Source organism: Paenibacillus sp. FSL M7-0656 (assembly GCF_038003225.1).
In the GTDB taxonomy this organism is placed as follows: Bacteria; Bacillota; Bacilli; order Paenibacillales; family Paenibacillaceae; genus Paenibacillus; species Paenibacillus amylolyticus.
Window position 1 is genome coordinate 2,828,327 of the sequence record NZ_JBBOOT010000001.1, and the last position, 14,998, is coordinate 2,843,324.

Annotated in this window: 11 protein-coding genes; 5 read left to right on the forward strand and 6 right to left on the reverse strand. The window is 47.8% G+C overall.

Annotated features, from left to right (window positions below):
- Positions 1–281: 281 nt before the first annotated feature.
- Complete coding sequence (locus tag MHI01_RS12580; protein WP_315371906.1) at positions 282–1,205, reverse strand: S-layer homology domain-containing protein; 924 nt, start codon at positions 1,203–1,205, stop codon at positions 282–284.
- A 361-nt stretch (positions 1,206–1,566) separates the two neighbouring features.
- On the opposite strand from MHI01_RS12580, the gene MHI01_RS12585 reads away from it, so the two are divergent.
- The 3 genes from MHI01_RS12585 to MHI01_RS12595 all read left to right on the forward strand — a co-directional run bounded on the left by MHI01_RS12585 (position 1,567) and on the right by MHI01_RS12595 (position 5,724).
- The gene (locus tag MHI01_RS12585) at positions 1,567–3,309 is read left to right on the forward strand and encodes an ABC transporter ATP-binding protein (RefSeq protein ID WP_076214585.1); all 1,743 of its coding nucleotides are present in this window, start codon (positions 1,567–1,569) and stop codon (positions 3,307–3,309) included.
- A complete protein-coding gene (locus MHI01_RS12590; RefSeq protein ID WP_340983240.1) occupies positions 3,302–5,119 on the forward strand; it encodes an ABC transporter ATP-binding protein in 1,818 nt (605 codons plus the stop codon). Before MHI01_RS12585 ends, MHI01_RS12590 begins: the two co-directional genes overlap by 8 nt.
- 104 nt (positions 5,120–5,223) lie before the next feature.
- Entirely contained in the window at positions 5,224–5,724 is a 501-nt protein-coding gene (locus MHI01_RS12595) for a hypothetical protein (RefSeq protein ID WP_340983241.1), read from the forward strand.
- Between the two features lie 34 nt (positions 5,725–5,758).
- Here MHI01_RS12595 and MHI01_RS12600 read toward each other — a convergent pair whose 3' ends face one another.
- Positions 5,759–6,190, reverse strand: coding sequence for an Lrp/AsnC family transcriptional regulator (locus tag MHI01_RS12600; RefSeq protein WP_036611514.1), 432 nt, complete (start codon positions 6,188–6,190; stop codon positions 5,759–5,761).
- Between the two features lie 131 nt (positions 6,191–6,321).
- On the opposite strand from MHI01_RS12600, the gene MHI01_RS12605 reads away from it, so the two are divergent.
- Positions 6,322–7,074 (forward strand): MBL fold metallo-hydrolase, encoded by a 753-nt coding sequence (locus tag MHI01_RS12605; protein ID WP_340983242.1) that lies wholly within the window; start codon positions 6,322–6,324, stop codon positions 7,072–7,074.
- Between the two features lie 297 nt (positions 7,075–7,371).
- Here MHI01_RS12605 and MHI01_RS12610 read toward each other — a convergent pair whose 3' ends face one another.
- Together MHI01_RS12610 and arfA are read right to left on the reverse strand one after the other, a co-directional pair.
- Entirely contained in the window at positions 7,372–7,554 is a 183-nt protein-coding gene (locus tag MHI01_RS12610) for a hypothetical protein (RefSeq protein ID WP_340983243.1), read from the reverse strand.
- Between the two features lie 49 nt (positions 7,555–7,603).
- The gene (arfA, locus tag MHI01_RS12615; RefSeq protein ID WP_100526926.1) at positions 7,604–9,109 is read right to left on the reverse strand and encodes an arabinosylfuranosidase ArfA; all 1,506 of its coding nucleotides are present in this window, start codon (positions 9,107–9,109) and stop codon (positions 7,604–7,606) included.
- Between the two features lie 182 nt (positions 9,110–9,291).
- Here arfA and MHI01_RS12620 point away from each other — a divergent pair, with 182 nt between their 5' ends.
- Positions 9,292–10,197 (forward strand): ArsR/SmtB family transcription factor, encoded by a 906-nt coding sequence (locus MHI01_RS12620; protein ID WP_036611621.1) that lies wholly within the window; start codon positions 9,292–9,294, stop codon positions 10,195–10,197.
- A gap of 120 nt (positions 10,198–10,317) precedes the next feature.
- Here the strand turns inward: MHI01_RS12620 and MHI01_RS12625 are convergent, their stop codons facing one another.
- Complete coding sequence (locus tag MHI01_RS12625; RefSeq protein WP_047841902.1) at positions 10,318–11,112, reverse strand: C40 family peptidase; 795 nt, start codon at positions 11,110–11,112, stop codon at positions 10,318–10,320.
- A gap of 526 nt (positions 11,113–11,638) precedes the next feature.
- Positions 11,639–14,914 carry a glycoside hydrolase family 48 protein gene (locus MHI01_RS12630; protein WP_340983244.1) on the reverse strand — a complete coding sequence of 1,092 codons (3,276 nt, stop codon included), beginning with the start codon at positions 14,912–14,914 and terminating at the stop codon, positions 11,639–11,641.
- Between the last annotated feature and the right edge of the window lie 84 nt (positions 14,915–14,998).

The window sequence follows — 14,998 nt, forward strand, 5'->3', positions numbered from 1 at the left end:
TGCACAAGGTGTGGAATCTGAAAACAGTAGATATTTCGGAAAAGACCATTAAAAAAAGCCATTCCGCTAACACGAACTGGCTTTACATCCTAAGTAGATATCCATTTCTTTATAAAAAAGCGACAGGATTAATTACACTACATGTAATATAAATAATCATATGAAAACCTGTGTACAGTTTCAACTCAAATAAAAAACCACTCTCCATACATGTATGGAGAGTGGTTTGGAAGATACACATCCGTTTTAACCATGTTCAGTTTGTAGGGTTTGCAGTGAATTTACTTACCAGAAGGTTGAGCTTCTGCTGTATACCCTGTTGGGATATCCGTTTCTGCAGTCACATTGGTGATAACCATCGGATACATCATGTCTGGATCAGGTTGAATAATGGAATAGAGCACGATAGCGCGTCCATCCTTCTCCAATTTCACATCATCAATCTTCAATCCATAACCAGGATGCGGCATTTCAGCACTGAGTTTAACTTTGGTTGTTTTGTCATCAACCTTTGTCGTTGTTACTTCAGGTACAATCGCTTGTTGGCCTTCACCTGGATTGGTTGGAGTTGGCTCTGCTGAGCCGCCATTGCCGTGTTTATCCACAAATTCAAGTGCATTAAAGATCATGCTTGCAGCCTCCATACGGGTAAGCGACTGATCTGGACGGAAGTTACCGTCCTTATCCAGTTCAATGATGTTCATGTTCAGCAGGTTCTGGACTGCAGATATGGCGTCCTTACCGATTTTATTTTCGTCCTTAACAAGATTATACTTCATGATGACCGGATAATTCCCGGTTGTGTTAATCCCTTCATTCAGCAAAATGACAAACAGTTCACGTGTCATCTTGCCCTGCGGGTTCACTTCAACCGGAATGGACAGTCCATTCTGAGTAGCGGCCTGCACCGCATCGGCATACCACGTATCCGGACTGATTTTATTCTGAGCGGATGCTTCCGCAAATTCATTTTTCAGACCAAATGCATTCACAATCAGTTGAACACCCTGTGGCTCGGACAATGCAAGATCTGGACGGAACAGATCCGCTGTTACTCCGCTAACAATACCTTTTGATTTCAATGAATCCACAATCGACTTCTGACCTTCATCCTTCACATCTGTGAAAGCAAATACCGATGCACCTCCTGCTGTCAAAGAAACGCAGAGCGCAAGTGTTGCAGCCAAACCTTTTTTATGTTTCATTTCCTGGCACCTCCATATGATTAGTAAAGCCTATTTTTTACCTCTTCATTCCTACAGACGGGGCATCCTTAGAAAATGTTTCAGTAATTTCGACATCTGGTGAATACAACACGAGAACACGGCATAGAACCCTTCTCCAACGCCGATAATCTAAATCACCTGCTTTTTGCTAAGTGGCTTCGTTGACATCCCATCGGATTAGCGCAAAAATAAGAATAGAGAAATCTATCGGATGACGGATAAACAACGAACTGGATCGCATACAGTAAGAGGGCACGACGCGCTAATAACAGGTGTCGGCCCTTTTCTTGACTCCACCTGCTGAACTGACTTCACCTATAACAAAAGGAGAACAACGCTTATGTCCAAGAAAGGATTACTTCGCGGTTATGTTGTGTCGAACTGGCCTGTTTATCTGGTTGCTGTTCTTCTGATTATTGCCTCCAATGTCGGGCAAGCATCCTTGCCCCGCATACTCGGCAGCTTCACGGATCAGTTGATGCAGAACACGCTTCAGATGCAGACGGTCGTAAGGTACAGCCTGTCCCTTCTAGCTATTGCCATCGGGTATAATCTGCTGTTCGGTACCGGGCAATTCATGATTATGAAGCTCGGTCGACGCTTCGAATTCATGACGCGTGAGCGTATATTCAGTAAGTTTTCCGAACTTAGCGAACATTATTTCTCCAAACAGGGGAACGGAAAACTCCTCAGTTATGTCATGAATGACGTTACTTCCGTACGTGAAGCGATATCCAATGGTGTGACACTCATGACCAATGCCACCTTCCTGCTGTTGTCCTGCATTGTCATGATGCTACTTAGCGGGATTCCGTTGACGCTCATTTTAATCAGTGTTGTCCCTTTGCTGGCGATCCCATTTCTGGTCGTGTTTTTTGGTCCGCGGATTCGCAAGCGCTCTCGCGACGTGCAGGAAGCTCTTGCAACCATGACGGAATCGGCGGAAGAGCAGCTGGGTGGCATTCGCGTAACCAAGACGTTTGCCATCGAAGACAGTGCTCGTGCACGCTTTGGAACCACCGTCGATGAGATCAAGAGCAAACAGCTTCGACTCGTTCGTCTGTCTTCGTTGTTTCAAGCATTGCTCCCGCTGCTGGGAGCCATCTCATTGGTCGTTTCTCTGCTTGTCGGAGGTATTATGACCATGCAGAATTCTATTACACTCGGGAGTTTTGTCGCCTTAACCTTATATCTGCGCATTATTATGGGACCGCTTCAACAGATCGGCAATGTTATTAATACCGTTCAGCGCTCAGGCGCATCACTGGAGCGGGTGAATGACCTGCTCAGCGAAGTAGCAGATGTACGTGAACTTCCTGAAGCCACAGCGCTCCAAACCGTACAAGATATCACCATGGAGAATCTAACCTTCTCCTATCCTGGCAGTTCATCTCCTGCTCTCCAAAACATTCAACTCAATATCCGTGCCGGGCGAACGGTCGGTATTGTAGGCAAGACCGGCTCAGGTAAAAGCACCCTCGTTAAGCTATTGCTGCGTACATATGAACCACCTGAAGGAACAATTCGCATCAATGGTACCGATATTCGGCAGCTGTCGCTGGAAAGTCTAAGATCGCGCATCGCCTATGTCCCTCAGGATGGATTCCTGTTTAGTACCACCATCCGAGATAACATCGCATTTAGCGACCGGGAAGTATCGCTGGATACAGTGGAACATAGTGCACGGCAAGCCATGATCTATGATAATATTGTCCGTTTTCCTGATCGCTTCGATACACTGCTTGGCGAACGTGGACTCACCCTGTCTGGTGGACAACGTCAGCGAACCAGCCTTGCAAGAGGACTGATCAAACAAGCACAGTTACTTATTCTGGATGACAGTATGAGCGCGGTTGATGCCGTCACCGAGAGTGGTATTCTGCGCAGTTTGCGCGAGATTGGCAAGGGCAAGACTACATTAATCATCTCTCATCGCATCAGCGCGGTCCGTCATGCGGACGATATTATCGTTCTGGATGAAGGGCGAGTCGCTGAACAGGGAACACATGCGCAGTTGATGGCTGCCAAGGGGTTATATGCGGCCACCTACCGTTTGCAGGAGGAGGGATTACATCATGTCTAACACTAACGCTGAACTTCACCCAGATGCAGAGGCCGATCAGAGTAAACGAACTTCGTTTAAGGCCATGATGGCATACGCCAAACCGCATAAATGGGCTTTTGCCGGTATCTTCTTCTGCTCACTGCTCGGCATATCGGCAGATCTGCTGCAACCCTATCTGGTGAAGATCGCCATCGATGATCATCTGGCCGTGGGCCAGACCAGTGTGGGCTTTCTCGTTCAGCTCGCAGCCATCTTTCTTGGGCTGGCTGTCATCAGTTTTATTTTTACCTATATCCAGAATAATCTGTTGCAGCATGTGGGTCAGAACATTGTATCCCGGATCAGAAAGGACCTGTTCAAGCATATCTCCAAGATGTCCATGTCCTTCTTTGACCGTTTTCATATCGGCAGTCTGGTCACGAACGTATCCAGTGATACGGAGACCATCAGCAGCTTTTTCACTCAAGTACTGCTCAGTCTGATTCGGGATGGTATGATGCTGGTGCTCATTATCGTCTTTATGTTCCAACTTGATCCTGTGCTGGCGACATACTCCCTGATCGTTCTGCCTGTCATTGCGGTGGTTGCGGTATTATTCCGTAGTCGACTGCGAAAAGCTTATCAAAATGCCCGTACGCGTCTTTCCCGTCTGATCGCATTTACGGCGGAGAACCTGTCCGGTATGTTTCTGATTCAGGCTTTTCACCAAGAGGAAGAACAGAAGAAACGTTTCTCGGAACAGAACGCACTTCACCTGAAAGCCAACATTGCTCAAGCCCGCTCCAATGTTATCTTCAACCGGACGTTTGATATCCTTGGCAATGCGGCACTGGTTATGATGGTCTGGCTTGGAGGTCGCGCTGTACTGGGTGAGTCCCTGCAAGTCGGGGTATTGTATGCGTTTATCAGCTATATTCGTCAGTTCTTTCAACCGATTAACCAGATTACGATGCAATGGAATACATTCCAGTCCACGACCGTATCAATGGATCGCATCTGGAACATTCTGAATACACAGCCTGAAGTTGCCGATCCCAAACCCGGTATGGCTTCCTTGCTGGAACCAAAAAATGTGATGGGTCAGATTGATTTTAATGATGTGTCGTTTGGTTATCGGGCAGACCGGCCTTTGATCCAACAGATGAACCTGCACCTCTATCCGGGTGAAATGGTAGGTATCGTGGGAACAACAGGCGCTGGTAAAAGCACACTGATCTCCCTGCTCAATCGCTTCTATGATGTAGACAAGGGCAGTATCGAGATTGACGGTACCGATATCCGGCATCTGCCGCAGGCTAAGCTTCATCGGATCGTGGGTCTGATTCAACAGGAACCCTTCCTGTTCTCCGGTTCCATTATTGATAATGTGAGAATGTTTCGTGAGGATATTACGCGAGAGCAGGCAATTGAGGCCTGCCGGTTTGTCGGGGCACATGCGATGATTTCACGTTTGCCTCACGGATATGATACACATCTATCCGAACGCGGAAGCGGACTATCCGCTGGGGAGCGGCAGTTGATTTCATTTGCCCGGATCGTGGTGTTCCAACCCCGAGTGCTCATCCTGGATGAGGCAACCGCCAATCTGGACTCACACACGGAACAGCTTGTGCAGCAGGCGCTGGAATCGATATCCCAGGGACGCACCACCATTGTCATTGCTCATCGCCTGTCTACGGTGATGCATGCCGATCGAATTCTGGTGATGGAAAATGGTGAGATTGTGGAGGAAGGACCGCACCAGGAACTAATCACAGCCAAAGGTGTATATGCAGACTTGTACACCCATGCGCGTGATGCAGGTAAAAATTCAGCTATATCAGGGTAATGAACCTGAGTTATAGTAAATACAGAACGTTGAACATGCCGCTCTGCTTATGCAGGCGGCACGTTTGGCATATCGATCAGCATTGTTAATTAGGAGGAACATCTATGCAACAACCCGAAACACCCAAGCGTGACCATCAGCAGATTCGTTACCAACGCAGCACAGCTCTATGGAAGGGAAGTCTATGCTTCCTGTTCCTTCTCTTATGCGTGAGCTTATTATGGATCATCGTGGACGGACAAGCCGAAAGACTGGAGACGATATACTATTCCATTGCAGCCGTGCTGGGTATGTGGTTGATCGGACCGCTATTCTTCATGTTTGTGTCACGACTAACCCGAACCCCTGCCGTGTTGTTATCCTGGGATGATGATGCGTTGAGCACGGGCAAACGGAAGATTGCTTGGAGCCAGATTCGCAAAGTCGAACTTGCCTCACCTGCCCGCAGCAAGTGGCTCCTGTCTGCTTCTCCCATGTTTGTCCTGTACTTAAAGGACGGCACACGGTCTCATATTCAGACAGATCATCTGCTGAGCAAAAAAGAGCTGAACCAGGCGGTGTCCTTACTTCAGGAGACTTTGCAGGAACAGAAACTGGATCGTTGAGTACCGGGATGGATGAGGGCAAGTTCCCCGCATATCACTGTGATTTCTCAACACCTATGGACAGGCTGACTTTGTAATTGCCGTAAGGTAACAACGCTTCAAGCAGTTGGCCAAGCTGCTCTGTGGTGCCAGTCTGCACCCGCATCAGATAGCAGCCTTCTCCACTGACGCGATGGACTTCAACGATGTCCTCACGTTCAGCAATGAATGTACGAAAGGCAGCATGTCTGTCGCCGGAGTTCAAGAAAACTGTGACAAAGGCCTGTAGGCCGAGGCCAAGGCGTTCCGGGTTCCATTTTACCGTGTACCCTTCGATTACACCCAGATCTTGCAGCTTGCGCACTCTTGCACCAACGGCCTGTCCCGTGAGATGAACCTCTTCACCGATCTCTTTGTGAGAACGTTTGGCATCCTGAATCAGAATCTGCAAAATACGTATATCCGTGTCATCTATCATTTCATTCATCTTGCTTCAGCAATCCTTTCACGGTGAAATTAGCGTGGCCTAATTCCATTCATCATGTTATGTACGCCGTTAAACGGGTTGTATACCATATAGGGTAATACTATTAAACAACTCGAAGGAGTGCAAATATAATGAAAATTCAATTGATTCGCAATGCTACACTGTGGCTGGAATACGGAGGGCTGAACATTCTCGTTGATCCGATGTTGATGGACGTCGAAGTCATGCCTGCATTCCCGAACACACCGAATGAGCTACGTAACCCGAGAGTCGGTCTGCCCGAAACCGAAACGGATTATCTGAATCCGGATCTGTTGATTGTGACACACACCCATGTGGACCACTGGGATGAATCCGCGGCGAAACAACTTGGCAAAGACATTCCTCTGATCTGCCAGCCTGGGGATGAGAATGTATTTCTGGGTGCCGGATTCACGAATGTAACAGCTGTAGATGAAAAACATGAGCATCACTCTGTCCGATTTGCCCGCACATCCGGGCATCATGGCACAGGTGAAATCGGTGAACGTATGGGCAAGGTGTCCGGTTTCGTACTTGAAGCAGATGGAGAACCTGTCACCTATATTGCGGGGGATACGATCTGGTGTGAAGAACCTGCTGAGGCCATCCGCCAATATACGCCTGAAGTTATTGTCGTGAATGCCGGAGGTGCACGCTTCGTGGAGGGTGATCCCATTACGATGGACGGCCCTGACGTTGTCGCTGTGAAGCGCCATGCGCCGTCTGCTCATGTCATCGCTGTGCACATGGATGCGATTAACCATTGTGTGATGTCTCGTACGGATCTTGCGACTTTTCTGGCATCCGAGCAGTTGGATGGTCAGGTGCTCATCCCACGTGACGGTGAAAGTTTTGAGTTTTAAGTTGAAGCGGAAGCTACGCTGAATCAAAGCGGAAGAGAAATAAACTTTTCACACAGGTGGGTGGATTGTAACGAACTCAGCACACGTTATTAGTCTGTTTTCAGTTAATCTGATATTCTAACGAATCCTAGACACCTTATTTCCGCTCTGGGCATGCTTTTCCCGAGATTCATCCATCTTTTTGCCAGGATAACGTGTCTCCGATTCGTTAAATTTCTAATATAACAATAATCGGCACAATAAGGTGTCCCAGGTTCGTTAGCGCGTATGCGTATGACAGGACTGTGCACTTCATTTTCAACACACGCCATTACCTAATTTATATGCTACCTTGTCTGCCACTTCATTACTCATGCCTCCCATGCCTTCCTTTTTCCTATAAAATACAACGAAAAAAGCTGGATGCGATGAACTCGCACCCAGCTTTTTTGATTGAAGGAACACGCTAATCCGCTGTTCGCTGGCTTCCTTCTCAGGCATCAAGCCTGCCTTTGCGCTCCAACGTGTCCCATCCCTTTATGCTAATCCATTACTGCACTTTCAAACGAATCACGTTCCATGATGCTTTTGCCAAGCTCGCCGTAATCAGAGTATCAGATACAACTGCACCCCCGCGATTATGAGGAGCAACGCGGTTTGGTTGTGCTGCCGTATTAGATGCTTTGAGATCATCACTTTCCAGCACGATATGCTCGATCACGGTACACTTCCCGAAGCTGCGCAGGTCCACTTCGAGCGGAAGGGATTCTTCCAGATGACGGTTGACTGCAAATACAGTCACTTCACCCTGCTCTTCGTTATGAACCGCAATAGCTTCCAGATAAGGAACATCTGTGATTTGTTTTGTATCGTATTTTGGAGACTGGATCAATGGCACCAATGCTGTTCCACGTCCGAAGAGGGACGTATGCATGAATGGATAGAAGATTGTCTGTCTCCATGAACCACCGCCCGTATCTGTCATGATCGGTGCAATCACGTTAACGAGTTGTGCCAGACAGGCCATTTTAACCCGATCCGCATGTTTGAGCATACTGATCAACATACATCCAACAAGCAGTGCATCCTCATGATTGTAGATATCCTCCAGCTGTGGCGGAGCAATCTGCCAAGGGTCCATCTTCGAATCATTTTCATTGGAGTGATACCATACATTCCACTCATCAAAGGACAGATACATCGTCTTTTTGCTACGTTTCTTCGCTTTGATATAATCACAAGTCGCCTTCACGGTATCGATAAAACGATCCATTTCAAGCGAGCGTGCCAGGAACGTTGGCGTATCTTGCTCTTGATTGCCGTAGTATTGATGCAAGGACAGATACTCCACGTGATCATACGTATGATCCAGCACCGTTGCTTCCCATTCCGGGAACGATGGCATATTCAGATTCGAACTTCCGCAGGCTACCAGCTCAATCGTCGGGTCCGTCCACTTCATGACTTTTGCCGCTTCAACAGCTAACCGTCCATACTCATCTGCCGTTTTGTGACCAATCTGCCAAGGACCATCCATCTCGTTGCCCAGACACCATGTTTTGATCGCATGTGGCTGCTTGTATCCATGCTTGATGCGAAGATCACTATAGTACGAACCTTCCGGATGGTTGCTGTACTCCACAATGTTGCGAGCTGCATCCGTACCCCGTGTTCCCAGATTAACGGCCATCATGACTTCAGAATTAGCCTGTTTTGCCCAGTCCACGAATTCGTTGAAGCCAAATTCATTGGTCTCAATCGTTCTCCAGGCCAGTTCCAGTCTGCGTTTGCGTTCTGACACAGGTCCAACCGAATCTTCCCAATTGTAACCGGATACAAAATTACCTCCAGGATAACGTACAATCGGTACATTCAACTCCTTGACCATCTCCAGCACATCCGTGCGGAAACCCTGTTCATTCGCTGATGGATGCCCCGGCTCGTAAATCCCGCCATAGACGGCACGTCCCAGATGCTCAATAAATGATCCGTACAAGCGCTTATCCACTACACCAATAGTAAAATCTTTATCTACCGTCATTTTTGCTTTTTCCATAATGAATTTCAACTCCCTAAGATTAATATAAAAATTAATTGATATTCTATGGATCAACGTTCATATTTATATTAAAATCGATTATAGCCTTAATTTCAACCTGAATTTTGCAAAATGTTATTCTTTTTACTGAATTTATGTTTAACTTAATTCTATACAGATAAAATGGAGGAACAACTGTGATTAGAGCAAATACCGATGCCGAATGGCTCCCCCTATATGAAGCACTTGCCAGTGAAGTCCGTCTACAGATCATCCGCCTTGTTGCAGAGACCCCGATGAATGTGAAAGATCTTGCTGCTTCACTGGGTCTGAGTAGTGCCATCGTGACCATGCATGTCCGCAAACTTCAGGATGTAGGCATTATTCAGTCCAAAATGATACGCAAAGACGGCGGCACACACAAAATGAACAGCCTTGCTGTAGACTGGATTGGCATCTCCATGCCCCAAGAAAGCGGGACAGCCCGCAAGCTCCATGAGGTTTCCGTCCCTGTGGGACACTACACCCACTTTGACGTCTATCCGACATGTGGTCTGGCTACGTCCAATCATGTTATCGGTCAGTATGATGACCCTCGTTATTTTCTTGACCCCGAGCGGATGCATGCGCATATTCTGTGGTTTGGCCGTGGATTTGTGGAGTATAAAATTCCAAACTATATCTTATCCGGACAGCAGATCAATGCCATTGAACTGGCCCTCGAGATCGGATCAGAAGCCCCTTCGGTGAATCCGAATTGGCCCTCGGATATTACATTCATGCTGAATGGCATCCGATTGGGGGAATGGACAAGCCCTGGGGATTCAGGCAACGGACGTGGCATGTTCACCCCGGAATGGTGGAGTGACAGTGTCAATCAGTACGGCATGCTCAAGGTACTGCGAATTACCAATGAGGGTACGTTTATTGATGGACAACATCTATCCGACATTACACTCGCAGATATCCCGGTCGAACGCAACCAATGGACTCTTCGTCTTTCGGTGGAGGAAGATGCTCAGCATGTGGGCGGGCTTACCTTATATGGCGAGGGATTCGGCAACTACAATCAGGATATCCTGTTCCGGCTGTACTATCACGATTGAGTTCTTCAAAATAATAAATAACAACAAAACACCTCCCAGTCGCCTGTCAAAGGCAGAATGGGAGGTGTTTTGTATGCATATGAACATGCGTAGGTTATTTAAGAAAGTTCTTGTTCTAACTTACAGCGCACTGCCACCAAACAGGAAGCGATACTCCCAGTGTTTGCCGGAGATATCACTAGTTGTTACACCACCGCCAGCGTTGGAATACGTATGTAATACCTTGCCGTTGCCCAGGTAAATCCCTGTGTGCGTAATGGTTGCGCTAGATTTATTCACGCCCGAATACGATGATGCAGAGCTGCCTTTATACGACATGAAATACATCAGATCGCCGCGTTTCAGGTTTTTCCAGTTCGTCTGAACTGTACCCTTGGCTTTTACATAGTCTCCCTGTTTGCGGGAATCCGCTGGAAGCTTGATGCCCAGTGCATCAATGAAGGCCTGGCGTACAAAGCTGGAACAGTCAAAAGTAGCTGTGCTGTTACGACTGGCTCCGAACTCATAAGGTGTTCCCAAATATTTCATTCCCGCTGCAATCACTTTTTCTACAGATGCATTGCCGGTCACCGATGTACCACTATTCGAACCCGATCCGCTTGTGCCGCCACTAATCGCTTGTGTGTATTTGGATGAAGAAGATATGTAGCCTGTCCGGTTAGCAGAATCCTTAATCTTATACCAATCCGAACCGGATTGCTGAAGCACCGTTACCGTTTCCCCTTTAGCGACCAAGCGAACAATCTTCGCAGAAGAAGAAGGTGTTGTGCGTAAGTTTACGCCCCAAATTACTTTTACTTGTGAATTGTTAACAGCAGCTGCCGATACCTGTGCCGTTAGTGCTCCTGTCGTCAGACTTCCCATCAGCATCGTTGCTGTGACACTTGCCGTAATAATCGTTTTTTTCCAGTTCATGATGTCGAGTTCCCCCTGATGTTACAGAATTTTAACCTGGCTTGGTTCTCCCGGGCTTGCCCCATTGTAAACGGGCTCTCCATAACGTTCATCAGTCAAAAGTCCTGTATTGATATAGGCGAACTTGAGCACTAAGTATCAGGGTGCGTCCATAATCTACTGGAAAAATTCACTGCTGATCCCTTCTTTTTGAAAGGTTAAATTATTGTAACTATTTGATATGCTTCATTTTACCGCGATAAAAGAGTTAGGTCGTTTCTCATTCAGGCTATATGCCATATGACCTAGATTTTAATGTTTAAAATCGCAAATTTGGTAAACATTACTATGATTCATTTGCCGATTACCGTTCACCGAATTCACATTTTTGCCTCCAGCCCCAATACGGATCGATTTATCAGCAGTGTCCGTTTGATTATTTCGTATTTCATTTATGCTTTCCATAAAAAAAGAAAAGCCAGGGATTTCTCCCCGGCTTAACCTGTATGATGAGTAACATCACTCTACAATCGGTCGATCAACTCATTTAAGGTTCAATTCCCCATACCTTGGCGCCATCCTGATAAGCTGTCACTTTTGTCCAGGCACTGAAGGCCGATTGGGTGGAATCAAAGGAATAATCATTCGTTTGATCAAAATTCGTCCAGTTGTTTTTCGAGAAACGTCCCTGGATGATTCCGGTTTCGGCACCCGCGGCCAAACTGCCAGCACCTGCTTTGAATTCAATCTCCAGATACGTATCTGCCGTGCCCTTGGCCGGATCTATCGAAACAAAATGCCCTTCCACGTTACCACTGCCAATCTGCGCATAATCACACCAGAAACTCAGATCAGCGGCACTATCCTTGGTGAAATAATACCGGACCTTCACTTTGCTCAAGTCCACAGCAGTTGTACCTGTATTCTTCACATTAAATTGTGGAGTAATCGCATTGACCGAAGCCCCTGAACTACCATTACGGTATTGTACTTCAAGCGTTCCTGTTGTAACTGGAGGTGCCAATGGGGTCAACACCAATACATTTGAATTCGTCTGACCACTCGTATTAATGGCTACGACTCTATAATTATAAGCCGTACCATTCACCGCTGTAGCGTCGGTATACGTCAGTGCGGTCAAACCTGTTGCCAGATCAGCATATGCTCCGGTACCAACCGAACGTTGTACCTTATAACTCGCTGCTCCAGTTGATGCGGTCCATGTCAGTACCGCCTGGGCATTGCCAGCTGTTCCAGTAAGGTTGAATACGCCTGGCACAACGGTACCTGCGAGTGGTGTTGCAGATGCCTGTGTCGACGGTGCAGACTCACCTACGGCATTCACCGCAGTGATGACATAATAATACGTTGTGCCGTTGGTCAAGCCTGTATCCGTGAATGTCGATCCTGTGACCCCTGTCGCTACAGACGTATAAGGACCACCATTCACCGCTGCACGTTTCACAGTATACGAGGCTGCACCAGCGGCTGCGTTCCAATTCAGAATCACTTGCTCACTTCCTCCAGTTGCTGTTACGCCAGCAGGAGCAGCGGGTACTTCCACTTCCGGACTATCCGAATCTCCGAGGAGACGATCATACTCGCCGTACGCTGTAGCCATATCCACTTGTGACCAGAACCGGTGATACGTAAAGGTAGGTGCGCCGTTTTCCCACTGTTTCGTGGTTGTGTTATATGACGTTTTGTACAGATTATCCAGGTAAGCCCATGCCGGATCTTGCTTGATGGCTGGACGCAGATCGGAGTATCCAATGTATACGCCATTGCCACCTTTCGCCGGATCGGAAGGTACACCTGCTGTACCTGGAATCGTATTGCCTTGACCAAAGGTTCCAGACCAGTTCGCTGGGATATAGATCTCTTTGGCAAAGAAGCGGAAGTAGTCTTTACGTTCTTCTTCCGTAACAATCCCCACACCATCATTGTAATCCCAAGCTGTATCCAGCAAAGCCTCAGCCAAATCCTTGGCTTCTTGGCCTTCCGCGCTAAGTGTACCGTTCTCTGCCTGTGTTCCGGCTGCGAAGAAGGTCAGAGCTTTAACGTAACTTCCCAGAACTCCTGTGTCCTGCACTGGATCTTTGGTCGTTACACGGAAGTTCGGATTTTCCGTAAACGAACTGAATCCATTCCACTTGTCCGGTTGACCCTGCCATTCCTGACCACCCGGAATCCAGAACTCTCCCGGCGCCGGCGTTGTTGCTACCTGAACATTAGTTCCTCCCAAAATGCGCTGTCCAGCCGAATTCAGATAATACCCTTGCGCATCCGTCACCGGACGCTCACCTACAAATACATAATCCTTACTCCAGTCGATCCACTTCGTGATTACCTTCTTGGCCATCTGGAAGTTCTCAGAGGTCAAATCCCCGCTCTCCGCAAGAATATAGTACATCTCGGCTACACGCTCCAGCGGCCATGCCTGGAATCCAAACCAGGTGTTGGAATCCGGATCACGATATACAGGCGCCTCCTGATATGCCATGTCATAGAATGTACTTACCCCTGCTGGATAAGCTTTGTATGAACCATCCAGACTGTTCGTTGCTCCCCCGCCGATGGCTCCTTCATGGGATTGTAGCCAAGTGTAGAATTCCAACTGACGTTTCAGCGTCGCATTCCAATCTGCCTTCGCTGTTGCCGATTCCGGAATCAAGCCGCCAGCCGGGTCAGACAAAGCATAGGCTGCAACCGGGTTTTGATAAGCCTGATGGGTATGGCTCGCTCCAATGCGCCAAGCCCAATCCCCACCTTGACCCAAGCCACCTCCCCAAGACGTATACCAAGCCATGAGATACATGTTGGAATCCTTGCCTGTACCCGGAGTTGGTGTACCGCTCTTTGCACTCCCAATTTTCTGGAAGTATTTATCATACATGCCGTAGCGCAGATAGTCCCCCATCTTCTTCGCTTTATCCAGATATTCCGGATTGTTGTATCCCATCTCCTTCGCCCAATACAGCACCTGTACTGCACGTGCATCCGCATCCGTTGCGTTTGTATAACGCCATTGCGCTGACGGTACCTGAGTTTCCTTTGTGAACAAGCTCATGAAGCCTTCGTTTGCCTTACCAAAAGATTTATCATCCTGAGATGGATGCGGAATGGCTTCCCACACAGACTCCTGCTCCCCACGCTGGAACGTGTTCACATAGGTAGCCGTATGTGATGGATTCAACAGGTTTCCATATCCATACCAGTCATCCACATCGACCAGCCAGTGCATGAGATAAGTCTGATTGTTACCATAGGTCGCCTTAAGTTCGGCATCAATCGGGTCTTTACCCGCTGCATATTGACCATTAAGTGGCGATGGATATTGATCAGGAAAAGGTTTTTCCGCTGCATACGTAGCAGGGCTGTTCGGATTGTACGAGCTCATCGTAGGCTGTTCTTCCTTGCCGTCACCTTCGTTGACCGGGATAATGTATTTCTCCATACTGTCCCAAGCTGCTTCCAGTTGGGACCAGTCTCCAGTGTAGTGACCATACATGGTTTCCAACCACAGCCAGTAACTGTATGCCTCTGACGTCGTCATATGACCATAATCCGGGGCCTCACTGAGCAGGGTCTCAATGGAATGATACGGTAGACCCTCTGGCGAAAAATATCCGTTCGCCGGATCTTTCAACTGATCATATAATTGCAAAAACCGGGCTTCATTAATGCCGTCTGCCTGAATCTCGATGGCCTGATCTGCGGCATGTGCTGTTTGCGGCCCTGCCCAGAGTCCGGTGTATCCGGTCAACATGACGGTTCCCGCCAGCATGGCTGTTAAACTTTTTTTCGCAGCTGATTTCAACATTAATATATACCTCCCTGGAATAGTGGAAATTGAATATAAGTGCTGTTGGTCTGCCCATGCTGCTATTCGGCCAATGATCTTGAG